This window comes from Streptomyces typhae (assembly GCF_009755605.1).
Taxonomy (GTDB): domain Bacteria; phylum Actinomycetota; class Actinomycetes; order Streptomycetales; family Streptomycetaceae; genus Streptomyces; species Streptomyces typhae.
The window spans coordinates 43,242-69,360 of the sequence record NZ_WPNZ01000025.1 but is presented as its reverse complement, the minus strand read 5'-3'; the positions used below and the strand labels follow the sequence as shown (position 1 = coordinate 69,360).

Genomic DNA, 26,119 nt, shown 5'->3' with positions numbered 1-26,119 from the left:
GCCGCGGGGGCTGTGGGGGCGGGGGGTGTGCGTGCGGGGGCTGTGGGTGCGGGGGCTGTGGGTGCGGGTCATGACGGGCCCCCCGCGAGTGCCGCGTACCGGTTGGCGGGCCGGGCGAGGCCGAGGTGGTCCCGGAGCGTCGTGCCCGGGTAGAAGGTGCGGAAGAGGCCGCGGTGCTGGAGCAGCGCCACGGTGCCGTTGACCAGGCGCTCCAGGTCGCGCCGCGGTTCGACGGGGGTGAGGTGGAAGCCGTCGACGGCGCCCGCGCCGTGCCAGGTGGCGATGAGCTCGGCGAGGTCGACGGGGCCGCCGCGGTAGAGGGGGCCGTCGGCGGTGGGCAGCGGGCCGCCGCCGTGGCCGGGCTGCGCCGCGTGTTCGCCGCCGCCGAGGTCCACGAGCAGCGCCGCGAACACCCGCAACTTCCCCCGGTTCCGGCCGAGTTCGGTGGCGCGGCGGTGCAGTTCGGCGCGGACGGAGTCGGCTCGGGCGGGGCTCGCGGCCCGTACCAGGGCGACGTCCGCGTGCCGGGCGGCCGTCTCCCGGGTGTGGCCGTCGGTGGCGTCGACCACGACGACCGGGTGTCCCTGCGGGGGCCGGGGCACGAGGGAGGGGCCCCGTACGGAGAAGGTGTTGCCGGCGAAGTCGACGTGGTGCAGCTTGTCGCGGTCGACGAAGCGGCCGGTCGCCGCGTCACGGATCTCGGCCCCGTCCTCCCAGCTGTCCCACAGCCGCCGTGCCACGTCGGCGACCTCGCCGGCCTCCCGCCACAGCGCCTCGCGGGAGGCGACCCGGCGGCGCCCGAAGAGCCGGGCGTCGGCCTCGGTCGCCGAGACGTCCACGGCCCAGCCGGCCCGGCCGTGGCTCACCCAGTCCAGGGTCGCCACGGCCGCCTGCACGTGGAACGGCTCGGTGTGCGTGGTCGTCACGGTCGGCACCAGGCCGACGCGCCCGGTGTCCGGGGCCACCCGGGCGAGGACGGCCAGGGCGTCGGGGCCGTGCCGGGCGAAGGAGTCCCCGAGCGTGACGAAGTCGAGCGCGCCGCTCTCGGCGAGCCGCGCGAGCTCGGTGTAGGGGGCGGCGTCGAAGGCACCGGGCAGGTCGACGGCGGCTGCGAGGTGCAGGGGGCCGTGGCCCGGGGCGGGTGGGGTCATGAGGGTCGAACCTCTCTCGGCGGAACGTGCCCGCACCCGCGGGGGGTCGCCGGGGGCCCGGCGGTTTCCGGACTCTCCGCGGCGCGGGCGGGGCCTGAGGTGATGGGCGGGGGCGGGTACGGGGCGGGGTGCCCGGCCCCGTCGTCGCGCTCACCGAGGCCGGAGCCGCGCCCGCCCGCGCCGGGGCCACGCCCCGCCGCGCCGGAGTCGCGCGCCGCGCCGGGGGCACCGCCCTCCCCGGCAGCGGAGCCGCGCCCACCGCCACCAGAACCACGCGCCTCCGCGAAGAACACCAGCACCGCCCGCGCCGTCGCGTCGTTCTGGCGGAACGCGGGACTGTTGGTGCGGGGCCGGGTGAAGGCGCCGGCGCCGCGGGAGTCGGTGTGGGGGCCGAGGGCGAAGCGGCGGGGGTGCGGGGTGCCGCTCTCGTCGCGGATGCGGCCGTCGGACGGGTCGACGGCCAGCAGGCCGTCGGCGGTCTCGGCGACTCCGTCCACGTGCAACCCGCGCAGGAGCGGGTCACGGGTGCGGGCGAGCGTGGGCTGCGGCAGCCGCGCCTCGACGAGGGCGCGGGCCTCGACCCACGCCCCGGGCACGGTGGCGCTGCGCGCCCGGAACACTCCCGCGTCCGCCTCCACCGTCATGTCGGCTCCGAGGAACCGCACCACGCCGGCCCGCGACAGGGCGAGCAGTTGCCGCAGACGCGGTCCGGGCGGCCCCGAGGCGAGGTAGCTGAAGAAGCCGTGCCACCAGGGCCCGATGTCGCCGAGCCGCACCAGTTGCCCGTACGCGGAGAGAAGACCGAGGAAGACGGCCAGGTCGGGGCTGTGCGCCGGGTCGTGGCGGCGGGTGAGATCAGCCGTGATGTAGGCCCGCATGCCCTCCTGGAGGCTCTCGTACGAGGGGTGGCGGACCCCGTCGAGGGGGTGGTCGAGCGCGGTGAGGTCGAGGCGGTCGGCGGGGTCGGGCACGGCGGACGAGACGAGGGCGGCGAGTTCGGGGCTGCCGGGCGGGCAGACCGCGTACTTCTCGTCGAAGTCCCGCCAGGCGACGGCGGTGCGTTCGGGATGGGCGGTGAACAGGCGGTGGTAGTGGGCGAAGCCCAGCTCCTTCTCGACGAGGGGCCACACGTCGCGGGTGAAGTCGAAGCCGCCGGGCCGCGCGAGGAGTTCGTCGATCTGCTCGGGCCCGAGGTGGCGCGGCAGCGGCGGCCGCTCCCCGCCGTCCCAGGTGTAGCCGATCTTGGAGTGGTAGGGCACGCCGCGCCGGGAGCCGACGTACAGCACGGGTTCACGGCCCGACGGGACATAGGTGTCACCCTCGTACCGCCCGCCGCGGCCCTCGGTCAGGAGCACCATCAGGTCCACGAAGGCGAGCCCGAAGCCGCGCACCAGGACGGGCTCGCCGCCCCGCAGCGCGCTCAGGTCGGCGTCGGCGGTGAAGTCGGGCGGCAGGTGGACAAGGCCGTGGCGCCGGGCGTGGGCGGCGAGTTCCTTCTGCTCGTCGTCGAGTTCGGCGTCCAGGTGCCCCTGGGCGAGGACGACGAGGTCGGCGAGGAGCGGGTACTTCCTGCCTTCGAGCCACACCTTCTGCGGCCCGCGCCGCGGCCCGGTCAGCCGGGTGGCGCGGCAGGCGTGGTGGCGGACAGTGACCCGGGGCGGCAGGTCGGCCACGGCCTGCTCGTACACCCAGCGCAGATAGCCGCCCTGGGTCTGCCGGTCGGCGAAGAGCTGTCCCTCGACGTCCGCCCACTCGTGCAGCGCGGGCCCCGGCCGTACGGGCCCGGTGACCTCGACCGTGTCGTCGGTGAACATCGTGACGTCCTGCGCGTGCGAGTTCATCCACAGCAGCGGCGACTGCTGCTCGCGCCAGATCCGGCCGGGGCCCGGCGGATAGGGGTCGACGAGGTGGATGGTCAGAGGCGCGTCGCCGTACAGCTCGGGGGCGTTGGCCGCGACGCGTTCGAGCAGGCCGGTGGCGCGCGGGCCCGCGCCGACGATCACCAGGGTGGGGGCGGCGGGCCGCGGGGCGCTCATCGCGTCCGCTCCGTGCCGCGCGCGTAGTACCGCTCCACGTAGTGCTGCCCGACGCTGAGCAGCGAGGTGACGACGACGTACCAGAGGGTGGCGACAAGCAGCAGCGGGATGACCTGGTACGTGCGGTGGTAGACGAGCTGCACGGAGTAGAGCAGGTCCTGTACGGCGATGACGCTGACGATCGAGGTGCCCTTGAGGGTGCCGATCAGCATGTTCCCGGCCGGCGGCACGATGGAGCGCATCGCCTGCGGCAGCACGATCCGGCGGAACCGGCGCCACCGCCCGAGGCCGAGTGACTGCGCCGCCTCGAACTGGCCGCGGTCCACGGAGAGCACACCCGCGCGCACGACCTCGGCCGCGTACGCGGCCTCGTGCAGGGTCAGGCCGATGACGGCGATGGTGACGGGCCCGAGCAGGTCCACCGTCCTGACACCGAACAGCGTCGGGTAGAGGGCGCCGATGTTGAACCAGAACAGGAGCTGCACCAGGATCGGCATCGACCGGAAGAACCAGACGTAGCCCCAGCTCACGGACCTCAGGACCGGGTTGGCCGAGAGCCGGCCGAGGGCGAGCAGGGTGCCGAGCGCGAAGCCGAGCACCATCACCACGGCGGTCAGCCACAGCGTCAGCCAGAGTCCGCGCAGCACCGCGGGGGTGGTGAAGTAGTCGCCGACGACGCCCCATTGGAACGCGTCGTTGCGGGCGACGGAGTTGACGACCAGCGCGAGGGCGACCAGGACGACGACGGCGGCGGTCCACTGGCCGATCCGGGGACGCCCGACGACGGTCAGGGCTGCGGAGTCGTCCTCGGGAGGGTCCGGCGGCCGGACGGGAACTTTGGCGAGGGTGTCGGATGACATGCGAAGGCTTTCGTCAGAAAGAGCAGGACGAGCAGGACGACAGTGCGAATGCCGCCTTCACATGGGGCGCGCGCCAAGGCGCGGCCGACACGGACCCAGCCCCTCAGCAGGGGTCCGCCTCTTTGAGACTACGGGGAACTTCGCGTCCGCTGTCAAGGCTGTCCGGAAGCAGCCCCCGGCTTGTCCAGAATATGAGCCGTACGTCTCAAGGCAGTTGACGGAAAAACGGATGCCTGTTCCACTTGGCCTCATGCATCCACAGCAGTGGCTGGTCAGGCGCTCCCACATCGACTTCGGTCGCGTGTGGTCGGCGTCGTGTTGATGCACTTCTGAGCTGACTTGTCGGCATCTCCGAGCTGATCCGTCAGCACCTGTGAGCTGACCTGTCCCACCCGCGCGTCCGGGTCTCCCACCCCGCGCGTTCCATGATGCGGACAGCTGTCTCAGCTTCTCCGAACTCCGTCGCGCTCCCGCGCCGTTGCTCAGCCTTCACACGTGTACGTGCACGCTTCCCACGCGTACGTGCACCCCCTCCCCTCGTACTCCCCTCGCACCACCTTCGTCGCACCGAGCCCGGAGAACGCCACGCCATGCGCACAGCCCTGCCCTCCCGCCGCCGTCTCGCCACCGTCCACGCGCTGCTCGCCGCCGCCGCGCTCACGCTCACCGCCTGCGGGTCCGGCGACTCCACGACCGCCGCCAAGGGCGCCGCACCCGGGGGCGGCGGCAAGATCCCCACGACGGACGTCGTGTCGTCGGTCGCGAAGGACGACAAGGCGGCCCGGCTGCTCCCCGCCGACGTGCGGGACCGGGGCACGCTCAGGCTCGCCGCCAGCGTCGGCGGCACCCCTCCCAGCGCGGTCCATCTGCCGGACGGCAGAACCGTCGTCGGCCAGGACATCGACTTCGCGGACGCCGTCGCCAAGGTCCTCGGCGTCCGCCTGAAACGCGAGACCGCGAGCTTCGAGGCCATCCTGCCGTCCCTGGGCAGCGGCAAGTACGACCTCGGCACCGGGAACTTCGGCGTCACCGACGAACGCCGCAGGACCATCGACTTCGTCACCTACATCAACGACGGCCAGGGCTTCGCCGTCCGCGCCGACAGCAAGCTCAAGAAGGTCACGGACTTCGAGCAGCTCTGCGGTCTGAACGTCGCCACCGGCGCGGGCACCACCTTCGAGGTGACCCTGGAGGACAACAAGCACGTGTGCGCCGACGCGGGCAAGAAGCCGTACAGCGTGAAGACCTACGCCGAGCAGGGCGCGATCTGGCCCTCGCTCCAGCAGGGCCGCAGCGACGTGGTGATGTCGACGATCAACGGTCTGCGGTACGCGGTGAAGCAGCAGGAGGGGCTGCGGTTCCTGGGCGAGTACCACCGCCTGGACGTGGGCTTCGCCTTCAAGAAGGGCACGAAGCTGGCGCCCGCGTTCCAGGCGGCGGTCGACCGGCTCATCGAGGACGGGACGTACGACCGCATCCTGAAGAAGTGGGGCACACTCCCCTCGGCGATCGACCGGTCCCGGATCTCACCGCCCGAGATCAAGGACTGACGGCACGTCACCGGCACCGGGCCCGCACCCTGCGGGCCCGGCTCAGTCGCAGCACGAGCAGCACTCGCAGCAGTCGCAGTCGCAGTCCCGGCAGACGCCCTCGCGCTTCTTCCGGGACCACGGCCCCTCGTACTCCTTCGCGCAGCACAGTCGGCACGTGCAGCACAGCCCGATCGCGACGGCGCACCCGGCCCAGAAGCCGCGCCGCGGCTTGGGCGGCTGTCCCCCGGCCGACCAGCCGCCGGAGTCGCCGCCGTACCCGCCACCGCCCTGCCCGCCGCCGTGGTCTCCGCTGCCGCCGTAGTAGTCCCGGTAGTTCCCCGAGTGGTTCCCCGATCCGTACGAGGACCCGTCGCCGCCGTACGCACCCGGCCCCGAACCCTGGCCGGAACCCCAGGAACCGTTACGCACGGTCACCTCAGGACCGGCCGCGCCCCCGGCCCGGTGCGGGGCGTGGCCGCACGAGCCGGTGCCGAACGCCCGGTCCACCGAGCGCGTCAGTTCGTGCACGAGCAGGAAGTGCGCGAGGCCGCCCTCGGTGAAACGCACCTCCGCGAGGGCGAGCCGGATGCCGTGCAGCGCGTCGTCGGCGAGCCGCCGGGCCTCGGCGCGGGACGTGCCGAGGGCCGTGAGCGGGTTCCAGGCACCGGCCTCGGCGTCCGCCTGCCGGTCCTCGACGGCGTCCAGGAGGTGCGCGAGCCTGCCGAAGAGCCGCCCGGCCTCGGCCAGCGGCTCCGCGTTGCCCGGCCGGCCGGCGAGGACGGCGGTGTGCGCGAAGGCCGCGGCCGTCGCGGTCTCGGTCGGCTCGGTGACGGTGAGCAGGGACGTGCCGGGCCCCGCCAAGGCCTCGATGCCCTCCTGCCGTTCGACGGCGTCGAGCAGGACCGCCGTGTCGAAGCCCACGTCGGCGCCGGTGCCCGCACCCGCGCGGTCCCATCGCGCCGCCACCCGGCGCGCGGCCGCGGCCACCGGCCTGCGCGCCAACAGGCCGTCGCCGTCGACCACGTGGTCGCGCACCTTCGCCGACGCGAGGACGAGCGAGACGGCCGCGGCGAGCCGGGCGCCCTCGCCCCGGGCGACGGACGCGGTGCGCAGGCCGCGCAGCGGACAGGGTCCCGCGGTGCGCCGCCGGTCGCCGGACCGCTCGGCCTGAGCCTCCGTCAGAACCGAGATGATGAGCCCGTCGTAGTTGGTCACGACGCGTGCGAACTGCCCGTGGTCCCCGCGCAGCGCCAGACAGAGGCCGCACAGATGCGCCATCCACTCGGCCTTGAGACGGTCCCCGAGTCGATGACTGCAAGGCCTGACGATTCCGAACATGACGGCTCCCCCCGTGGCTCCGACGCCGAACTCCGGCATCGTAGCGAGCAGTCCGTTCACCCGTACGCACCGCCCGTCACCCGTACGCCGCCAACCATCATATTTCACTCTCTGTCAGCAGCCGTGCGTGAGAGGACCCTTGAAGAACCACGTTTATCGCCGTCTTCACTGTGCACCAGTACCGTCACGAAAACCGTGCGCGACGACTATCCCCTTGGCGCACCATCCGCATCATGGACGACCATAGGGGTGCGGAACGCAAGCAGACCGCTGCGAGAGGAGGCGTCCATGGGATCGGTGCGCAAGGCGAGTGCCTGGCTTGGCCTCGTCGACGACAACAACGACGAGCGTTACTACGACGGATACGAAGACGACGGGGCGGACGGCCCCGAGGCGGCCGAGCCCTGGGTCACGGACCCGCGCGTCAAGGTGACGGCGGACGCGGCCGAGGACAAGGGCCACAAGATCGGCACGGTCACCCCGGACAGCTTCCGCGACGCCCGCGGCATCGGTGAGATGTTCCGGGACGGCGTGCCCGTCATCGTGAACCTCACGGCGATGGACGCCGCCGACGCCAAGCGCGTCGTGGACTTCGCGGCCGGGCTCATCTTCGGCCTGCGCGGCTCCATCGACCGGGTGGCCCACCGTGTGTTCCTGCTCACTCCCGCCCACACCGAGATCGTCAACGGCGAGGCCACCCCGCACCGTACGGACGGTTTCTTCAACCAGAGCTGAGGCAAGGCCGCTCGCCGCGCCCACGCCCCCGCGCCGGGGCGCGCCGCGCGCTCAGCGGAAGGCGTCGAGTCCGGTGAGCGCCTTGCCGAGGACCAGCTGATGCATCTCGACGGTGCCCTCGTAGGTGAGCACCGACTCGAGGTTCGTCGCGTGCCGCATCACGGGGTACTCGAGCGAGATGCCGTTGGCGCCGAGGATCGTGCGCGCGGTGCGGCAGATCTCGATGGCCTCCCGTACGTTGTTCAGCTTGCCGAAGCTGACCTGCTCGGGCCGCAGCCGGCCCGCGTCCATGCGGCGCCCCAGATGGTGGGCGAGCAGGATGCCCTTGTGCAGTTCGACGGCCATGTCGGCGAGCTTGGCCTGGGTGAGCTGGAAGCCGCCGATGGGCCTGCCGAACTGCTCGCGGGTCCTGGAGTAGTCCACGGCCGCCTCGAAGCAGGAACGGGCGGCGCCCATCGCGCCCCACACGATGCCGTAGCGCGCGTGGGAGAGACAGCTGAGCGGCCCCTTGAGGCCGGTGACGCCGGGCAGCACGGCGTCGGCGGGCAGCCGCACCTCGTCCAGCACCAGCTCGCTGGTGACGCTGGCCCGCAGCGACCACTTGTGCTTGATCTCCGGCGCGGAGAAGCCCGGGGTGTCCGTGGGCACGGCGAAGCCCCGGATCCCCTCGTCGGTCCGTGCCCACACGACGGCCACCCCGGCGACCGACCCGTTCGTGATCCACATCTTGCGTCCGGTGAGGACCCAGTCGGTGCCGTCCTTCTTGGCGTACGTGCGCATCGAGGCCGGGTCGGAGCCGATGTCGGGCTCGGTGAGGCCGAAGCACCCGATGATCTCGCCCGCGGCCATGCCCGGCAGCCACCGCTGCTTCTGCTCCTCGGAGCCGAAGCGGTGGATGGCGTACATGGCGAGCGAGCCCTGCACCGAGACCAGGGACCTGATCCCGGAGTCGGCCGCCTCCAGCTCCAGGCACGCCAGGCCGTACTGCACGGCGCTCGCGCCCGCGCAGCCGTAGCCCGTCAGCGACATGCCGAGGGCGCCGATCGACCCGAGCTCCCGGGCGAGGTCGCGCACGCCCGGCAGTTCGCCGCTCTCGTACCACTCCGCGACGTACGGCAGGACGCGGTCCGCGGCCCACTCCCTGACCGTGTCCCGGACCGCGAGGTCCTCCGGCTCCAGCGTGTCGTCGAGGCCCAGGGGGTCCTCGGGATCGAAGGGGGGCGGGGCTTGACGGCTTGCGGTCGACATATCGGCCTCCGGCGGGACGTAAGGACTTACCTAGCGCTGCTAGCCACGGGAACGGGCCTGACGCTATGCCGCGTGCGGGTCGCCGTCCAGCGTGACCGTCCCTGATGAACAGGCCGTCCGGCGAACGAGGACCGGGTGTCCAGGGGGCGGAGCCCCATGGTTACGGGAGAGGGGCGGGACTGGGGCGCTTCCGCGAGGGGGTGGGCGGCTCGCACGCCGCAGGGGCACCGCAGTCCATGACCCGCGGCAACCGCAGCGCGGCCAGCGCGCCCACGAGCAACAACCCGGCGCTGACCAGCAGGGTCACATGCAGACCGTGCACGAAGGCGTCCCGCGCGGCGGCACGGAGTGCCTCGCCCTGCCCGCCGCCGAGCCGCGAGGCGACGTCATAGGCCTCGCCCAGCGAGTGACTCGCGGCGGCGCTGTCCGCAGCGGACACCCCCCGCACGGACGAGAGCCCGGGTGCATAGGCGGCGTTCATGACACTGCCGAGCAGGGCGATGCCGATCCCGGCTCCGAGCTGGTAGGACGTCTCCCCGATCGCGGCGGCCCCGCCCGCCTGCGCCTGCGGCGCCTCGCTGAGCATGGACTCGTACGCCCCGAAGAGCGTGGTCTCCAGGCCGAAGCCGAGCAGCACGAAGCCGGTGAGGAGCAGCGGCGCGTTGTCGTCGGTGCCCATGCCGGTGAGCGCGGCGACGGCGAGCGCGGTGAGGCCGAAGCCGGTGGCGACCATGGTGCGCGGCCCGAAGCGCTGCAACATCCGCGACCCGGCGAGGCCCGCGGCCATGGCGGCGACGGTGAGGGGCAGCAGCCGCAGCCCCGTCTCCAGCGGGGACAGGCCGAGCACGAGCTGGAGGTACTGCGCGGCGATGAGTTCGAGGCCGACGAGCGCGAGCATCGCGAGCACGATGCACCCCACGGACGTGCTGAACGCGGGCCGCGTGAACATCGTCAGGTCGACGAGCGGATGACGGCGGCGGCGCTGGCGGCGGACGAAGGAGACGAGCAGGCCGACGCCGACGACGAGCGAGAGGACCGTGGTGGCGCCGAACGGCGACTCCCCGCCGCCGAGCCGCTTCACGCCGAGCACCAGGCCGAACAGGCCACCGGCGGCCATCAGCGCCCCCGCCACGTCCCACGGCCCGTCCGGGCCGCCGGTGGACTCGGGCAGGAGCCAGCGTCCGACCGGCAGGCTGACCAGCATCAGCGGGATGTTGATGAGGAAGACCGAGCCCCACCAGAAGTGTTCGAGGAGGAATCCGCCGAGGAGCGGGCCGCAGGCGGCGCCCACGGCGGCGACCGCGCTCCAGATGCCGATCGCGAGGGCGCGCTCGCGCCGGTCGGGGAAGACCTGGCGCAGGATCGACAGGGTCGCGGGCATGATCATCGCGCCGCCGACGCCGAGCAGCGCGCGGGCCGCGATCAGGACCTGCGCGGTGTCCGCGAGGGCGGCGACGGCCGAGGCCACGCCGAACAGGCCGTAGCCGAGGAGGAGCACGCGTCTGCGGCCGACGCGGTCGCCGAGGGTGCCGAACAGGATCAGGAGCGAGGCGCAGACCAGCGGATAGATGTCCACTATCCACAGCAGCTCGATCCCGCCGGGCTTCAGGTCCTCGGTGACGGCGGGCACGGCGACGTGCAGGACGGTGGCGTCGACGGCGACGAGCAGCAGGCTGACGCAGAGGACGACGAGCACCACCCAGCGGTTCGCACCCGCGCCGGGGGTCCGACGGCCGGATGGAGCGGCGGCCGTGGTCGTCCCGGACATGTGCGTTCCTCCCAGTGATTCCTCGCGAGTGCGGCCAGGTGGGGGGCCGGCGGGACCCTGCGGGATCCGTCGTCCGGCTGTGGCGGCGGTGAACGGCGAGTGGCCGTCAGCGTACGCGAGTCCGTGGCCGCGTCGCGTGGCGGACCTCTCATGGTTGCGCTGCGGGGGTGTGGCATGCACCACGTTCGCTCGTGTCGGTGATCTTTCGGTGGACGCGAGCAGTCCGGTCGGCGACCGATAATCGAGCCCGTGACCGATCTTGATCAGCGCCCCGCCACGGGGCACGGACTCGCCGACGCGCTGCGCCGCACGGCGCCCGCGCTCTCTGTGTACGCCGGGGTGCGCGCGCTGGGGCTCGTGGTGCTCGCCGTGTGGGGCGCCGCGGCGGGCAAGAGTCCGCACACCCTGCTCTCCGCCCGCTGGGACTCGCTCTGGTACACCCGCGTCGCCGACCACGGCTACGGCTGGGAGGTGACGCTCCCGGACGGCAGCGTGCACTCGAACCTGGCGTTCTTCCCGCTGCTCCCCTGTCTTGAGCGGGCGCTGTCGGCGGTGAGCCCGCTGTCGTACGCGGACGCGGGCCTGGTGGTGAGCGCGGTGGCCTCGCTCTGCGCGGCGGGCGGGATCTTCGCGGTCGGGGACCGTCTGTACGGCAGCCGGGCCGGTGTCTGCGCGGTCGCCCTGTGGGCCGTGCTCCCGGTCGGGATCGTGCAGTCGATGGCCTACAGCGAGTCGCTGTTCACGGCGCTCGCGGCCTGGTCGCTGTACGCGGTCCTGACCGGGCGCTGGGTCACGGCGGGCGTGCTCGCCTCGCTGGCCGGGCTGACCCGGCCCGTGGGCGCGGCGGTGGTCGCCGCGCTGTGGGTGACGGTGCTGCTCGACGCGCGCCGCAGGGGCGGGCTCGCCGCGCGCGCCGCCCTCGGCGCGCTGCTGGCCCCGCTCGGCGCCGCGGGCTACGTCCTGTGGGTGGGGCACCGCACGGGCGGCGGCCTGTTCGGCTATCTGGACGTGCAGGAGCAGTGGGGCAACGGCTTCGACGGCGGCTACGCGTTCGCCCGTTTCATCGGCGAGAAGTTCACGTCCGTGCCGGGTGCGCTCGCGGGGATCGGCCTGATCGCCGGTGTGGCGGGGCTGATCTGGCTGTATGTGACCTGCGTGCGGCAGCGGCAGCCCGCCGCCCTCCTCGTCCACACCGGCGTCGTGGTGGCGCTCGCCCTGTGCGCCTCGGGCTACTTCGGCTCCAAGCCGCGCCTGCTGATGCCCGCGTTCCCGCTGCTCCTGCCGCTCGCGGTCACCCTCGCGCGGCTGCGTACGCGCCGGTCGGCGTGGATCCTGGGCGGGCTCGCGGTGGCCGGGGCGGTGTACGGGGCCTTCTGGCTGCACGGCTCGGGACCGCCGTGATCCCGTCAAGATCACCAATCAAGATCATTTCAGCGCGCACCCGGTGAGCGTCCGGTGAGCTCCCGGAGAATTCCGCACCAGCCCCCGGTGAACGAATTCGAAATCCGCCCGAAATCGCCTGCGTAATGATCAACCCATTGGGTAAAGCCGACATCATTGAAAAGGCATTCGGACCGGAATAAACCACGGCCTGAGATCAATGCCACATCACATCGTCATCACAAAGCCACTGATTCGGCCGGGTGCGGCACTCACTCGCTGTAACGTCGATTGGGTGCGTACCGAACGAAGTCTGACCCGTCTGGACCGGCTGTTCGCCCGTCTAGACCGTGAGCCGGAACGGCCGGCCCACCTCGACGAGCCGAGGATGAGCCCGCACCGGGTCGTGCTCCTCAGCGCGACGCTGGCCTTCTACGCGGCCATCGTCGTCGCCGTCGTGACCACGTCCTGGCTCGTGCGGTTCGACTGGCAGGTCATGTTCTTCCGCCCCTACCAGCAGTGGCCCGAGATCCACGGCTTCCTGGACTACTGGGTGGTCCTCGGCCAGCGCGGCCCGACCGCAGTGATGGTCGCGGCCTGGCTGGGCTGGCGCTCCTGGCGGCAGCACACGCTGCGGCCGCTGCTCATGTTCGGCGCGGCCCTGCTCCTGCTCAACGCCACGGTGGGCGCCGCCAAGATCGGCATGGGCCGCCTCGGCCCGCACTACGCCACCGTCATCGGCTCGAACGAGATGGGCCAGGGCGGCGATATATTCCCTTCGGGCCACACCGCCAACGCCGTCGTGACCTGGGGAATCCTGGCCTATCTGGCCTCCACCCCGCGCACCCGCCGCTATCTGTCGGCGCTCTCCGCCGTCGTCTCCCTGAGCGTCGGCCTCACCACCGTCTACCTCGGTACGCACTGGCTGAGCGACGTCCTCCTCGGCTGGGCCGCGGGCCTGCTCGTCCTGCTCGCGCTGCCCTGGGTGGAGCCGCTCATCACCGTCGTCGAGACCTGGATCCTCGGCGCCCGCGACGCCTGGCGCCGCCGCGGCGGCGCGCCCGTCCCGGTGTCCACCGCCCCCGCCACCCTGCTGCCGCAGCGCTCCGCGGCCGGGCCCCGCGACGAGCAGCCGCCCGCACGCGAGCCGGTCGCCGCCGCCCGCTCGCGCACCCCCGCCTACCTCGCCCCGGGCCCGCACACGGCCCGCTGCGAGCGGACACCGGTCACCCCGCAGGGCACCCGCCGCCCGCCGCACCCGGAGAGGGTGCGCGGCACCTCGGCCCGGCCGCTCGCCGGCGGCTGAGCCCCCCTCCAGACCGCGGGAACGGTACGCACAGCCGGCTCCGCACGACGAAGGCCCCGGAACCGTCGAGGTGTCCGGGGCCTTCGGCTGTCGCGGTACCGCGCTCAGCCCTTCCAGCAGCGCTTCACGATGCCGTCCGCGACCTCGAAGTTCAGCCGTCCCGCGAGGAACTCCATCGTGATGAACGTACCCGGCGGCAACGACCTGACGGGGGACCAGCCGCGTTCGCGGGCCCGGCGCTCGGCGGCGTCGGCGGCGAGGCCGACGTAGGAGTCCGGATCGTCCTGCGGTTCCGCGGGGGGTGTCGGTAGGGGTGCCATACCCGCCACGTTAGGCGGCGGGTACGTTCCGGGGAAGCCCGAAGCCGTGCACCATGCGTCACCAGGGCCCCTCCGGTCACGCTTCTGTCACAGGATCATGTTGTGCGTTTCACCCCGGTCTGGTCACACGTACGAGCGGTTCAAGTCCGGTAAGGGGGTAATTCAGAAGGAACTCGGGACGTTCGGAACCCTCGCGAAGCAGAACCGGAAATCCACGGCGGAGTACGCCGGACGGGACGCTCGACCGCCCCCCGAATGCCCCCGCACACTCTTTGCGGGTCCCGCGCATTTCCGATTGCCCGGCGCCCCGGGGGATGTGACAGAGCATAGGGAATTCATGATTCCGCCGGGGTGCGCGCCGCCGGTCCCGTCCTCGCGCACACCCCCTGCCCGCCGCGGTCCGCGCCACGCGCCGCACGCCCCCTGTCGGACCCGGGCCCACCGCGAGCATCATGGCGGGTGCTTCGGGCAAGCCCAGGACGCAGACGGCGAAGGGGCACGCAATGGCGACGCAGACGGAGCAGGCGGCGACGCGGCCGGTACGGCGGCGGACGGGGGGCCGCGTCCTCGTCGACTGGCTGACCACCACCGACCACAAGAAGATCGGCCACCTCTACCTGATCACGTCGTTCGTGTTCTTCCTGATCGCCGGTCTGATGGCCCTGATGATGCGGGCCGAGCTGGCCCGGCCGGGGCTGCAGCTCATGTCCAACGAAGAGTTCAACCAGATGTTCACCATGCACGGCACGATCATGCTGCTGCTCTTCGCGACCCCGACGTTCGCGGGCTTCGCCAACGAGATCATGCCGCTGCAGATCGGCTCGCCCGACGTGGCCTTCCCGCGCCTGAACATGCTCTCCTACTGGCTGTTCCTCTTCGGCGGCCTGATGGTACTCGGCTCCCTGCTCGTGCCGAGCGGGCCCGCGGCCTTCGGCTGGTTCGCGTACGCGCCCCTGAACAGCCTGGAGCGCTCCCCCGGCATCGGCGCCGACCTGTGGATCATGGGCCTCGCGCTCTCCGGGTTCGGCACGATCCTCGGCTCGGTGAACTTCCTGACCACGATCATCGGCATGCGCGCACCCGGGATGACGATGTTCCGGATGCCCATCTTCACCTGGAACGTCCTTTTCACTTCGATCCTGGTGCTGCTCGCGTTCCCGGTGCTCGCGGCGGCGCTGCTCGTCCTGGAGGCCGACCGGCGGTTCCACTCGGTGGTCTTCGACGCCCAGTTCGGAGGTGCGCTGCTGTGGCAGCACCTCTTCTGGTTCTTCGGGCATCCGGAGGTCTACATCATCGCGCTGCCGTTCTTCGGCATCGTCACGGAGATCATCCCGGTGTTCAGCAGGAAGCCGGTGTTCGGCTACATCCCGCTGGTCGGCGCGACGATGGCCATCACCGGTCTGTCGGTCGTCGTGTGGGCGCACCACATGTTCGCGACGGGCGCGGTGCTCCTTCCGTTCTTCTCCTTCATGTCGTTCCTGATCGCGGTGCCGACGGGGGTGAAGTTCTTCAACTGGACCGGGACGATGCTCAAGGGGTCCCTGTCGTTCGAGACGCCGATGCTGTGGTCCATCGGCTTCCTGGTGTCGTTCCTGTTCGGCGGCCTGACGGGCGTCATCCTCGCCTCACCGCCGCTGGACTTCCACGTCACCGACTCCTACTTCGTCGTCGCGCACTTCCACTACGTCGTCTTCGGCACCGTCGTGTTCGCCACCTTCGGCGGGTTCTACTTCTGGTGGCCCAAACTCACCGGCAAGCTGCTCGACGAACGCCTCGGAAAGATCCACTTCTGGACGCTGTTCGTGGGCTTCCACACCACGTTCCTCGTCCAGCACTGGCTGGGCGCGGAGGGCATGCCCCGGCGGTACGCGGACTATCTGGCGGCGGACGGCTTCACGGTCCTCAACACGGTGTCGTCCATCGGCGCCTTCCTGCTCGGCCTGTCGACGCTGCCGTTCCTCTACAACCTCTGGAAGACGGCCAAGTACGGCGAGAAGGTCGAGGTAGACGACCCCTGGGGGTTCGGCCGCTCCCTGGAGTGGGCGACCTCGTGCCCGCCACCGCGGCACAACTTCCTCACGCTGCCCCGTATCCGCTCGGAGTCCCCGGCGTTCGACCTGCACCATCCCGAGTACGCGGCGCTGCGGGCTCCGGACGACCAGACCGATCACCCCGGTCCAGGGCCCGGCTCAGGCGGTCCCTGACCGAGCGCATCTGCTCGCTGAGCTCCACCGGGTCGAGCACCTCGAAGTCGAAGCCCAGGAACATCAGGTGGAAGACCATGAACTCGGCGCTGCCCGCGCCCGTGCGCAGCAGGCAGGTGTCCTCGGTCTCGGCCTCCAGGGTGCCGTCCGAGGGCGTCACCCGCTGCGCCGCCTCGGCCAGCGGGACATGCAGGCGCACGGTGGCCTGCTGGGCCCAGGCGCGCGTGGACACCCCGCGGGAGACGAACGCGGCCAGGTCATCGGCGGGCGGGGTGCGGGGGACGACGCGCGGGCCGTGCGGGGGCCTGGGCGTGACGCGGTCCACGCGGAACGTACGCCAGTCGGCGCGGTCCAGGTCCCAGGCGACGAGGTACCAGCGGCGTTCGGTGCACACCAGGCGGTGCGGCTCCACGACGCGGCGGCTCTCGCTGCCGCCGTGGTCCCGGTAGTCGAAGCGCAGCCGCTCCGAGTCCCGGCAGACGGCGGCCAGTTCGGTGAGCACGGACGGGTCGACGGTGGTGCCACCGCGCGCGGTGTGCAGCATCGGCACGGTGAAGGCGTTGAGCGCGCCGACACGGTGGCGCAGCCGGCCGGGCAGCACCTGTTCGAGCTTGCTCAGGGCCCGTACGGAGCTCTCCCCGATGCCCTCCACACCCTGCCCCGCGGCGGTGCGCAGCCCCACCGCGACGGCGACCGCCTCGTCGTCGTCCAGGAGCAGCGGGGGCAGCTGGGCCCCCGCCCCCAGCTGGTAGCCGCCGCCCGTACCCGGGCTCGCGTTGACCGGGTACCCGAGTTCACGGAGCCGTTCGACGTCACGCCGCACGGTGCGCGGGGTGACGCCGAGCCGCTCGGCGAGAGCGGGACCCGACCACTCCCGGTGTGCCTGGAGCAGGGAAAGCAGCCGAAGCAGCCGTGCGGAGGTCTCCAACATGTCGGCGATTCTTCCCTCACTTGCGGTCAGCTTTGTTCCGCGAGTCTCCCACCCACCCGCCCTTACGGGCGGTCTCAGCCCCAGCACAGGCACATCCCCTACGCGCGCAGCCTCCAGCCCGCGCCCTGCGGCCGGGCGGGCCGGTTTCAGCCCGTCCGGCGTTTGAGGACGAGGCCCGGAGGGCCGATGGGGGAAAGGGGCGCAGCCCCAGGAGAGGCGCGACGTCGCAGGCCGTCGGCGGCTAGGCGGTCACCCGGACCGACAGGTCGTTGTCGACGGTGTAGTAGGGCCCGACCTCGGCGGTACCACCACCCCGCGCGGGCACCCGCTTCACCGGATAAGTGAAGATCGGCTTCTTGTCGGCGACGTCGTCGAGAAGCCGGGCGAGCCGAATGCGGGGCCCCTCCTCCCCGGCGGGCCGCAGCCACAGGTTCCAGAGCCCCGCACCCTCGGCGAGCACCCCGTACCCGAGGTCGAAGCGGAACTCCGAGGAGCCCGCGGTCCCCGCGGTCACGGGGGCGCGCACCACCCGCCCCGCCTCCCCGCGCAGACCGGCCTCCACATACGCGGCACCGGTCAGCGCGGTGCCGTACACCCGCCCGTGCCCGGTGAGCCCCGCCGCCTCGATGGCCAGCTCGCCGACCTCCGCGTGCGGGGCGCGCAGCCAGGCCCGCACCGACAGGTTGCCCTGCTTGGTGGCGTAGGGGATGCGGACGGCGACATGGCCGCGACTGCCGCTGGGCGCGCGGTCGACAAGCGAGCGCAGGTCGTTCACGCCGGGCATCAGACGGCGCGGCTCCCCTCCCGCCACCTCGGCGTACGCGTTCCAGCGGCCCTCGGGCAGCTCGACGCTGCTGGGAAGGGCGGCCCGCAGCCTGCCGTCACCGGCCGGGGTGAGCGGCAGCCGTACCTCGACGGGCGGGTCGGACTCACGCAGCCGGAGCAGCAGATGCGCGGCGCCGCCCTCGCCGGGGTCGGTGACGTCGAAGGTGAGCCCGCCCGCGGAGTCCGCGATGCAGTCGGCGCGCGGCGGCAGCGGCTGCGCCCCGGCGTCCGCGGCCTCCTGCGAGCCGTCCAGCGTGCCCCGTGTGAACACGGCCGTCATGCCAAGCGCCCCTTCGTCGGTACGGATCTTCCGGCGTCCCGCACGGCGTACGCGCCGCCGAGCAGTGCTCCCCGCGCGCGGTGCATCGAGCCGCGCACCCGGCCGCCGAGGGAGCCGCCCCGCGCGAGCCTGCTGTCGAACATGTCCTCGTAGCGTTCGGCGATGCGGGCCGGGTCGAAGCGCTCGGAGTCCTGGAGCGCGGCACCCGCCATGCGCTGCCGCAGCGCGTCGTCGTTGATGAGTTCGAGGAGGCCGCCCGCGATGGCGTCGGCGTTGCCGACCTCGACGAGCCGCCCGTCGACACCGTTGTCGATGATCTCGCCGGGTCCGTGCGGACAGTCGGTGGCCACCACGGGAAGGCCGCAGCGCATGGCCTCCACGATGGTCATGCCGAACGATTCGAGGCTGGAGGTGACGGCCGCGATGGAGCCCTTGGCCCACTCCGGCTCGATGGGGTGCGCGGGGCCCATCAGGAACACGTGGTTGTACAGGCCGAGGTCGTCGATCAGCTTGCGCAGCTTGTCCTTCTGCTTGCCACCGCCGTAGATGCGAAGGCGCCAGTCGGGACGCTCGCGGCGCACCTTGTCGAAGGCCCGTATCAGCAGGTCGTACCGCTTGACGGGGGCGAGCCGCCCGGCCGCGACCACCCACTTGTGGGAGCCGTCGGCGGGCTCGATGCCGGGCGCGGGCACCGGGTTGGGCACCGCCTGGACGTGCACGCCGGGCAGCCGCATCTTCTTGCGATAGGCCGCCGCGTCGGCCTCGGTCGTCGTGGTCAGGACGTCGAGGCGCGGGTAGACGCTGCGCAGTTGCAGCCGCAGGGCCTTGGAGTGGCTGTCGAGCGTGAGGTGCTCCTGGCCGACGCGGAGCACACCGCGCCGGGCCTGGCGGGCGATGTGCACGTTGAGGCCGGGCCGGGTGCCGATGACGACATCGGACCGCAGGGAGGTCAGGTGCGCCGCGATGCGCTCGTCGGTCAGGGCGCTGTACTGGCCGTAGCGGCCCTCCGCGCTCGGGAACACCTTGGCCGGGGTCCGATAGGCCTCGGTGTCGCCCTCGTATCCGGGGCTGTCCTTCCTGATGTCGACGAGATGGCTCAGCCTGATCCGCGCGTCGGGCGTGAAGACCGGCTCGTCCCGGTGCCGCAGCACCGACACGATGTCGACGTCATGGTGCTCGGCGAGTGTGTTCGCCAGGTTGTACGTCGTCCGGATCGTCCCTCCGATCCCGTACGCGTTGTGAATCAGGAAAGAGATATGCATACGTCCCCGTATTCCGCGCTTCCCTGCGGACAGTCCGTCTCGTCCGCCTACCGAGGGGTTAGACGGAAATCTTGGGCCAATGGTTGGGTCGCCTTTCCGTCTTGTTCTGCAACGGATGCGTGATCGATAGCCGGAACCGGGAACTCCGTGACTGGTACACCCATCAGGGCTGGTAGGAGAGCTGCGGTACGTCGAAGCAGGTACGACCCATGTCGCCCTGTGTGACCCAGCCCTCACTGTCCTTCCAGCGGGCCACGGACAGACAGGTCCTCCTGGTCGGCGGCGGCTTCGCCCGCCGCTCGTAGGTGACAGGGAGCAGCAGCCCGTCGGCGTCGTAGGGGGCGCCCCGCGCCAGGTACCGGTCGACGCACGTCCGCGTGACCTCGCCCCCGGACTGCGCGCAGGACCTCGCCGCGTCCGTGAACCACATCGCCGCCGCCCAGCCCTCCAGCTGCCACTGGGAGTGGGCCTTCGCGTCCTTCGTGGCGTCGCGGAAGGCGCGTACCGCGGGGTGGTCGGTGTCCTCGTGATTACGGCTCGATCCGGTCGCCCACAAGGCATTGCGGCAGCGGGGTGCGTCCTTGTAGTCGTCGGCCACCGCGGACGACCAGTTCTGGACGTTGGTGACCTTCGCGGTGACGTCGGCGCCGACGTCGTCCATGGCCTCGCAGAGCCGCGCGTTGCCGTGGGTGTCCAGGGCGTCGAGGACGAGGTCGGCGTCCCGGTCCTTCAGGTCGGCGGCGACCGCGCGGAAGTTGGGCAGCGCGAAGTCCACCTGCTCGGTGACGACGTCGTAGCCCTCGGCCCTGAGGCCGCGCTCCACCAGGCGGGCGTACGCGGCCGACGCGGCCTGGTTGTAGGAGACGACGGCGGCGGTACGGGCGCCGTGCTCGCGCTTGAAGTAGCGGTAGACCTCGGTGCCGCCGTACAGCTTCCCGTCCCAGCCGGGCTCGCCGGCGCGCGGGGCCAGGCTGCCGTAGATGCCGTACAGGTGCGGGTAGGTGTCGTAGGCCGGGCCGACGGGCTGGCCGCCGATGTCGGGGACGCCCGCGTCGGACACGCGCGCGGCGCCCGCGTAGTCGAGGACGGCGGTGGCGACGAGCGCGACGACCTTCTTCTCGTCGAGCAGCTTGTGCACGCACTCGTTGTTGCCGACGCCGCTGCCGCCGTCGTCGCAGGTGTGCACCTCGACGGGGCGGCCCCCGACGCCGCCGCGGTCGTTGAGGCGCGCGAAGTAGGCCTTGGCGCCGTCGCGCGGCCCGGTGAAGGCGGAGCCGCCGACAGGGCTGGTGGCGCTGGCGATGACGCCGACCCGCAGCGGCGGCCCCTGCGGGGTGCCCGGGGCACCGCGGGACGTGGGCGCCCGCGCCTCGAAGTCGCTCTCCGGCAGTCTGCTGCCGCAGGCCGTGCCCGCGAGCAGCGCGGCGACCGCGACGACCGTGCGGGGCCCGTTCCGGTGGAGCGGCACCTCAGCAGCCGGGTCCCGGAGAGGCGTCGCCGCTCATCTTCACCAGCGCGCACAGTGTCTTGACGGACACCTTCCAGGTGTCGTCCTGGTGGACGGCCGTCCCTCCGGCGGTGGGCAGCGCGGTCGCGCCCTTGAGCGTCAGCGCGTACGTCACGTCGGCCTCGGTCACCGAGGTGAACTCGACTTTGCCGACCTTCGCGCGGACCTGCTTGCCGCGCTCGTCCCCGCTGAAGCCCGCCAGGACCGCGCGCATCTCCGCGCCGTTCTCCAGGACCGCTTCCTTGTCCCGCATCGGCGTGGCCGGGTCGAAGAACTTCTCGAAGTTGCTCCGCACCTGCTTCTCCGCCGCGGCCGGGTCGGCGGGCGCGTCCGCGGGCGGCTTCGACGACGTCTCCACGGCCGGTTCCGGCGGCTTCGCCTCGTCGCCTCCGCTGTCGTCACCGCAGGCCACGGCCGCCGATACGAGCAGCAGGGCGACGGCGGCCGCCCGCACCCCGCTCCGCACCCCCGCCCGCCGAAGAACGCCCCCCCGCCTGGGGCTTGTCCAGAGAACCATCTGGCACCACCGGGTGTCGGTCCGGACGCGGGGCGCCCGGTGTTTTCAGGGTCAGCTTCCAGAAGGCATAGTGCAAGCACTTGGCCGGCATGAACAGACCCGGTCGGCCGGGGCGGACTCACGTCGTCTCCCAGGGGGCCTCGATGCGGGCGGCACGGACGGATCAGACCTCTCCTCCCGCGGCTCCCGCGGCCTCCCGGACTCCCGCGGCCTTCCGTGCGGCCCGGCTGCGGGCGGTGCATCCGCTGCTGTGGGCGGCGTACGCGGCCCTCGCCACCGGGGCCGTGCTCTGCGTGATCGGCTGGTACGGCATCTCCGGCGAGCGCTTCGCCGAACGGCAGCTGCCCTATCTCGCCTCGTGCACCGTGCCGGGCGCCGCGCTGATCGTCGCGGGCGCCGTGCTCCTCGCACACGGCCGCGGGGCGCTCGCCGCGGCGCGCGTCGAGGAGCTGTACGGGCTGCTCGTGGCCGTCGACGGCCAGGACCCCGCGACCGCCGAGCGGGCCGCGACCCCGCTCGCCACCGATGACGCCCTCCTGACCGTGCCCGGCGGCGGGCTCGTGCACCGCGCGGACTGCCCCCTGGTGTCCGGCAAGGCGGACGCGGTGCCGCCCGACGCGGACGTCCTGCGCACCGGTGCCGCGGCCCCCTGCCCGATCTGCGCTCCCCCGGACGCCGTGGATCCGACGGGGCCGAAGGACTGACCCGGTGGCCTCCCTGAGCTACGACCTGACGCTGGCCGGGCTCGCCGTCGGCAGCGCCGCCGCCCTGACCGGGACCGGCCTGATCGTCACCTACCGCGCGACGGGCGTGCTCAACTTCGCGCACGGCGCCGTCGCGATGGTGTGCGTCTGTCTGCTGCGCCAGTTCGCCGTCGACTGGGGCTGGCCGCTCTGGCTCGCCGCCGCGGTCACCCTGTTCGTCGTGGCGCCCGCGATCGGCCTCGTCCTGGAACGGGCCGTCTTCCGGCCGCTCGCCGTCCTCGGCGGCGACCCGGCCCAGACCCTGGTCGCGTCGATCGGCGTGTTCGTGCTCCTCGTCGGCGGGGCCGCGCTGCTCTGGGGGCAGGGCGCGCGGGCCGACGTGCCGACGCTGGTCGAGGCGGACCCCTGGGCGCAGCTGGCGACGGCGGTGGCGCTCGCCCTCGCGGTGTGGGCGGTCACCCGGTTCACCCGCTTCGGCGGCGAACTGCGCGCGGTGGTCGACGACCGGCGTCTCGCCGTCCTCACCGGGATCGACGCCGACCGTGTCGCGGCCGCCGGGTGGGCGTTCGGCTCGTTCACCGCGGGCCTCACCGGCGTGCTGCTCGCCCCCTACGTACGCCTCGATCCGTACGGTCTCCCGCTGCTCGTGATGGAGGTCGTGGCCGTCGCCGCGGCCGCCCGGATGCGCCGTCTGACGGTGGCCGTGGTCGTGGCGCTCGGCATCGGCGTGGCGCAGAGCCAGCTGACCCGGCTGCACCCCTCCGGCTGGGGCGAGCCGCTGCTCCAGGCCGTCGGCGCGAACCTGTTCGTGGTGGCGCTGCTCGTCGCCGCGCTCGTGCTGCCGGGCATCGGCACGGGGGACGCGCTGCCGCGCACAGCCACGGCCCGGGTGCGCACACCGGCCGGCGCCTGGATCGTGGCCCTCGTCCTGTTCCTCCTCCCCCTCGGCTTCGCGGGCTCCGACCTCACCACGTCCGTCCAGGTGCCCGCGCTCGGCGTCATCCTGCTCTCCCTGGTGGTGGTCACCGGGCGCGGCGGGCAGATCTCCCTCGGCCAGGCCGCGTACGCGGGGCTCGGCGCGCTGTTCACCGCGCTCCTGGTGAACGGGCGCTTCCCCGGTCTGCCCGACCTGGCCGCGCCGCACGCCCTCGCGGTCGCCATCCTGCTCGTCGCCCCGCTCGGCCTGCTCACCGGCCGGCCCGCGATCAGCCGCCACGGCCTCGCGCTCGCCCTCGCCACCTTCGCCGTCGGCGTCGGCGTCAGCCGCTTCGTGTTCGCCCAGCCGTACGCCGCCTCCGGCCTCACCCTCGGGCGGCCCGCGGGCTTCGGCGGCGACCGCGCGTACTACCTCCTCGAACTGGCCCTGCTCGCCGGGGCGCTGCTGCTCGTCGGGGCGCTGCGGCGGGGGCGCACCGGGCGGGCGCTCGCCGCGATGCGGGACCACGAGGCGGGCGCCGCGGCAGCCGGGGTGCCCGTGCCCGCCCTGAAGCTCACCGCGTTCGTCGTCGGGGCGGGGCTCGCCGCGCTCGGCGGCGGCATGCTCGGCATGGGGGTCGGGGCGTTCGACCCGGGTGCGTACGACCCCGTGCGGGGGTTGCTGTGGTTCGCGGCGGTCGTCGTGCTCGGGGCCGACAGCCTGCTGGGGGCGCTGCTCGCCGCCGCGTTGCTCGTCGGGCTCGACGCGGGCACGCGCGGGGGCGTGGCCGCGGCGGTGATCGGGGTGCTCGCGGTTCTCGTCGGCCGCTTTCCCGGGGGGCCCTACGAGGCTTTGCGGGCCGCTACGCGGGAGGTGCGGAGGCGTCCTGCGTTGACGCCTCTGGGGGTGCGGGCGCGGGGGGTCCTCTACGGCGCGTCGGCTTCCCGGTGTCCCGCTTCGACTGACGTGACGTCAGGAGGCGCCCGGGGTCGGGGGCCGTGCCCACCCGTGCCGCCTTGCGGCACGATTGCCCACAAGGGTCACAGCGGTGACAGCGGTGACAGCGGTGACAGCGGTGACAGCGGTGACAGCGGTGACAGCGGTGACAGCACGGTGCCGTCTGCCGACCGCCCGCGTACCCGTTCCCGCTCCCGCTCCCGCTCCCGACCCGAATCACCGCTCGCCGCGCACCGGCTGCACCTGTCCTACGGGAAGTTCGTCGTCCTGCGGGACGTGTCGCTCGTCGTGCCCCCGGGGCGGGTCACCGCCGTCGTCGGGCCCAACGGGGCCGGGAAGAGCAGTCTGTTCCACTGTCTGGCCGGGACCGCGCGGCCGGGCGGCGGGCGGGTGGGGTTCGGGGGACGGGACATCACGCGGCTCCCGGCGCACGCGCGCACCCGGGCGGGAGTGGCGCGTACGTTCCAGCAGCTCGCGGTGTTTCCGACGCTCACCGTCGCGGAGAACGTCCGGGTGGGCGCCGAGCAGGGGCGGGTGCGCGACCCCGGGGCGGCGGACCGGGCGCTGCGCCTCCTCGACCTCGACGCCGTGCGCGACCGCCCGGCGGCGGACCTGCCCACCGGCACCCTGCGCCGGGTCGAACTGGGCCGGGCCCTGGCGGGCGACCCGCACGTCCTCCTCCTCGACGAGCCCGCGGCGGGCCTGGACACGGCCGAAGTTGCCGCGCTCGCCCGGATCCTGCGCGCCCTCGCCGCGGACGGCACGGCCCTGCTCGTGGTGGAGCACGACCTGGACCTGGTCGCGGGTCTCGCCGACACGGTGTACGTGCTCGCGGCGGGCCGGGTCGTCGCCGAGGGCCCCGCGGACCGGGTCCTCGACGGCGCGCACGAGGGCGGCGGAACGCCATGAGCACCCTGGAACTGCGGGCGGCCCGGGTGCGCTACGGCCCGCTGGAGGCGCTGCACGGGGTGCGGCTCGCCGCGCCCGCGCCCGGCCTGACGGTCCTCCTCGGCCGCAACGGCTCCGGGCGCACCACCGTCCTGCGCGCCCTGGCCGGGACCGTGCCGCTGTCCGCGGGCGCCGTCGTGTGGGACGGCACGGACGTCACCCGGGTGTCCGCGCACGAACGCGCCCGCCGCGGCCTGTGCTTCGTACCGGACCGGCAGGCCGTGTTCGGGTCGCTCACCGTGCGCGAGAACCTCGCGCTCGCCCGGCCCGACGGCGCCTTCGCCCCGGCCCTGGACGCCTACCCCGAACTGGGCCCGCTCCTCGGGCGCGGGGCGGGCACCCTGTCGGGCGGTGAGCAGCGCATGCTGGCGCTCTCCCGTGCGCTGCTCGCGCGGGCGGGCGTGGTGCTCGTGGACGAGCCGACGCAGGGCATGTCCCCGCCGGTCGCCGCCCGTACGTACGGCCTCCTGCGGGGGCTCGACGCGTGTGTGGTCGTCGCCGAGCAACGGCTGCCGCCCGGCCTGCGCGCGCCGGGCGGCCCGGCGGCGACCGTGGTGTACGCGCTGCGCCGCGGCGAGGTGGTGTTCGCGGGCGAGCCCGGGGAACTGCCGGAGGAAGGTCCCGCCGTGACGCCGCCCGTCACGGGATGACCAGCGCCACGGCACGACCAGCGCCACGGCACGACCAGCGCCACGGGACGACCAGCGCCACGGCGCTACGAGCGTCACGGGACGACGAGCACCAAGCCGATGCCGATGCGGTCGGGGCGCGGCCCGACGGTGGTGCGGTTGGCCTGGTAGAGGGCCTGCCAGCCGCCCTCGACCCGGTGCTTGCGCGCGATGGAGCTGAGCGTCTCCCCGCGCTCGACCACATGGGTGATCCGCACGGGCGTGAGCGCGTCCCCGTCGAGACCGGCGGCCAGGACCTTCTTGGAGCACACGGGCCAGGCCTTCCAGCCCTGGGTGACGAGCACCTTCTGGGCGATCTTGATCTGCTGCTCGCGGGTGGCGAGGTCCGCGCGCGGCGCGTACGCGAGCCCGCCGTGCTCCACCCAGGTCGCCGGATGGAACTGCAGGCCGCCGTAGAAGTTGTTCCCGGTGTTGCTGTCCCAGCGGCCGCTGCTCTCGCACTCGGCGAGGCAGGCCCACGGCCCCTCGGCGCGCGAGCACTCGTCCCCGTACCGGGTCGGGGACGCCTCGTACCCGGGAAGCCTCGGGGACGCCCCGGCCGGTGGCGCGAGGAGTGCGAGGGCCGCGGCGGCGAGCAGAGTGACGGACCGAAGACGTGTGTTCGACATCGGGTGCATCGGGTCACGCTAAGCACACCTCCGAGGCGTCCCGGGTCCACCGCGCCGCCGCGGTGCCGCGGCCCCACCCGGTCGGCCGACACGGCCG

20 protein-coding genes and 1 pseudogene are annotated in these 26,119 nt (G+C 73.0%); 8 read left to right on the top strand and 13 right to left on the bottom strand.

Going from position 1 to position 26,119, the window contains the following annotated elements; all coding sequences use genetic code 11:
- Positions 1 to 68: 68 nt before the first annotated feature.
- Genes GPA10_RS33790 through GPA10_RS33780 form a run of 3 tightly spaced genes read right to left on the bottom strand, consistent with a single transcriptional unit; the run spans position 69 to position 4,047 of the window.
- Positions 69 to 1,151, bottom strand: a complete 1,083-nt coding sequence (locus GPA10_RS33790; RefSeq protein WP_157168785.1) for an LLM class flavin-dependent oxidoreductase — start codon at positions 1,149 to 1,151, stop codon at positions 69 to 71.
- On the bottom strand, positions 1,148 to 3,187 hold the full coding sequence (locus GPA10_RS33785; protein ID WP_157168784.1) for an FAD/NAD(P)-binding protein: 2,040 nt from the start codon (positions 3,185 to 3,187) through the stop codon (positions 1,148 to 1,150). Before GPA10_RS33785 ends, GPA10_RS33790 begins: the two co-directional genes overlap by 4 nt.
- Positions 3,184 to 4,047, bottom strand: coding sequence for an amino acid ABC transporter permease (locus tag GPA10_RS33780; protein ID WP_058852262.1), 864 nt, complete (start codon positions 4,045 to 4,047; stop codon positions 3,184 to 3,186). The genes GPA10_RS33785 and GPA10_RS33780 overlap by 4 nt, the downstream gene beginning before the upstream one ends.
- A gap of 590 nt (positions 4,048 to 4,637) precedes the next feature.
- Between GPA10_RS33780 and GPA10_RS33775 the strand changes: the two genes are divergently transcribed.
- Entirely contained in the window at positions 4,638 to 5,597 is a 960-nt protein-coding gene (locus GPA10_RS33775) for an ABC transporter substrate-binding protein (protein WP_157168783.1), read from the top strand.
- 42 nt (positions 5,598 to 5,639) lie between these two features.
- On the opposite strand, the gene GPA10_RS33770 is transcribed toward GPA10_RS33775, so the two are convergent.
- Positions 5,640 to 6,917, bottom strand: a complete 1,278-nt coding sequence (locus GPA10_RS33770; protein ID WP_157168782.1) for a DUF5685 family protein — start codon at positions 6,915 to 6,917, stop codon at positions 5,640 to 5,642.
- Positions 6,918 to 7,205: 288 nt separating this feature from the next.
- Here GPA10_RS33770 and GPA10_RS33765 point away from each other — a divergent pair, with 288 nt between their 5' ends.
- Positions 7,206 to 7,652: a cell division protein SepF gene (locus GPA10_RS33765; protein ID WP_157168781.1), complete on the top strand. Its 447-nt coding sequence runs from the start codon at positions 7,206 to 7,208 to the stop codon at positions 7,650 to 7,652.
- A gap of 51 nt (positions 7,653 to 7,703) precedes the next feature.
- Here the strand turns inward: GPA10_RS33765 and GPA10_RS33760 are convergent, their stop codons facing one another.
- A complete protein-coding gene (locus tag GPA10_RS33760; protein ID WP_058852258.1) occupies positions 7,704 to 8,900 on the bottom strand; it encodes an acyl-CoA dehydrogenase family protein in 1,197 nt (398 codons plus the stop codon).
- A 160-nt stretch (positions 8,901 to 9,060) separates the two neighbouring features.
- Positions 9,061 to 10,668: an MFS transporter gene (locus GPA10_RS33755; protein WP_157168780.1), complete on the bottom strand. Its 1,608-nt coding sequence runs from the start codon at positions 10,666 to 10,668 to the stop codon at positions 9,061 to 9,063.
- A 249-nt stretch (positions 10,669 to 10,917) separates the two neighbouring features.
- On the opposite strand from GPA10_RS33755, the gene GPA10_RS33750 reads away from it, so the two are divergent.
- A complete protein-coding gene (locus GPA10_RS33750; RefSeq protein ID WP_343041621.1) occupies positions 10,918 to 12,069 on the top strand; it encodes a glycosyltransferase family 39 protein in 1,152 nt (383 codons plus the stop codon).
- Positions 12,070 to 12,343: 274 nt separating this feature from the next.
- Entirely contained in the window at positions 12,344 to 13,354 is a 1,011-nt protein-coding gene (locus GPA10_RS33745) for a phosphatase PAP2 family protein (protein WP_343041620.1), read from the top strand.
- Between the two features lie 104 nt (positions 13,355 to 13,458).
- Here the strand turns inward: GPA10_RS33745 and GPA10_RS33740 are convergent, their stop codons facing one another.
- Positions 13,459 to 13,674 carry an I78 family peptidase inhibitor gene (locus tag GPA10_RS33740; RefSeq protein WP_058852254.1) on the bottom strand — a complete coding sequence of 72 codons (216 nt, stop codon included), beginning with the start codon at positions 13,672 to 13,674 and terminating at the stop codon, positions 13,459 to 13,461.
- 503 nt (positions 13,675 to 14,177) lie between these two features.
- On the opposite strand from GPA10_RS33740, the pseudogene ctaD reads away from it, so the two are divergent.
- Positions 14,178 to 15,860, top strand: a pseudogene (ctaD, locus tag GPA10_RS33735) (aa3-type cytochrome oxidase subunit I); the annotation flags it as partial.
- On the opposite strand, the gene GPA10_RS33730 reads toward ctaD, so the two are convergent.
- The 5 genes from GPA10_RS33730 to GPA10_RS33710 form a co-directional block, all read right to left on the bottom strand.
- Positions 15,751 to 16,809, bottom strand: a complete 1,059-nt coding sequence (locus GPA10_RS33730) for a helix-turn-helix transcriptional regulator (RefSeq protein WP_079087048.1) — start codon at positions 16,807 to 16,809, stop codon at positions 15,751 to 15,753. The pseudogene ctaD and the gene GPA10_RS33730 sit on opposite strands and share 110 nt — an antisense overlap.
- 241 nt (positions 16,810 to 17,050) lie before the next feature.
- Entirely contained in the window at positions 17,051 to 17,914 is an 864-nt protein-coding gene (locus GPA10_RS33725; RefSeq protein WP_157168778.1) for a hypothetical protein, read from the bottom strand.
- Positions 17,911 to 19,176, bottom strand: coding sequence for a glycosyltransferase family 4 protein (locus GPA10_RS33720; protein WP_157168777.1), 1,266 nt, complete (start codon positions 19,174 to 19,176; stop codon positions 17,911 to 17,913). Before GPA10_RS33720 ends, GPA10_RS33725 begins: the two co-directional genes overlap by 4 nt.
- Before the next feature lie 163 nt (positions 19,177 to 19,339).
- The gene (locus tag GPA10_RS33715; RefSeq protein WP_343041619.1) at positions 19,340 to 20,644 is read right to left on the bottom strand and encodes an ABC transporter substrate-binding protein; all 1,305 of its coding nucleotides are present in this window, start codon (positions 20,642 to 20,644) and stop codon (positions 19,340 to 19,342) included.
- A gap of 1 nt (position 20,645) precedes the next feature.
- Complete coding sequence (locus GPA10_RS33710) at positions 20,646 to 21,200, bottom strand: MTB12 C-terminal domain-containing protein (protein ID WP_198351783.1); 555 nt, start codon at positions 21,198 to 21,200, stop codon at positions 20,646 to 20,648.
- Positions 21,201 to 21,343: 143 nt separating this feature from the next.
- Here GPA10_RS33710 and GPA10_RS33705 point away from each other — a divergent pair, with 143 nt between their 5' ends.
- The 3 genes from GPA10_RS33705 to GPA10_RS33695 are packed head-to-tail and all read left to right on the top strand — an operon-like array spanning position 21,344 to position 25,375.
- Positions 21,344 to 21,904 carry a hypothetical protein gene (locus GPA10_RS33705; RefSeq protein ID WP_246260281.1) on the top strand — a complete coding sequence of 187 codons (561 nt, stop codon included), beginning with the start codon at positions 21,344 to 21,346 and terminating at the stop codon, positions 21,902 to 21,904.
- Positions 21,905 to 21,908: 4 nt separating this feature from the next.
- Positions 21,909 to 24,686 (top strand): ABC transporter permease subunit, encoded by a 2,778-nt coding sequence (locus tag GPA10_RS33700; protein ID WP_343041618.1) that lies wholly within the window; start codon positions 21,909 to 21,911, stop codon positions 24,684 to 24,686.
- On the top strand, positions 24,683 to 25,375 hold the full coding sequence (locus GPA10_RS33695; protein ID WP_157168776.1) for an ATP-binding cassette domain-containing protein: 693 nt from the start codon (positions 24,683 to 24,685) through the stop codon (positions 25,373 to 25,375). The genes GPA10_RS33700 and GPA10_RS33695 overlap by 4 nt, the downstream gene beginning before the upstream one ends.
- A 74-nt stretch (positions 25,376 to 25,449) precedes the next feature.
- On the opposite strand, the gene GPA10_RS33690 is transcribed toward GPA10_RS33695, so the two are convergent.
- The gene (locus GPA10_RS33690; RefSeq protein WP_157168775.1) at positions 25,450 to 26,022 is read right to left on the bottom strand and encodes a LysM peptidoglycan-binding domain-containing protein; all 573 of its coding nucleotides are present in this window, start codon (positions 26,020 to 26,022) and stop codon (positions 25,450 to 25,452) included.
- Positions 26,023 to 26,119: the final 97 nt, after the last annotated feature.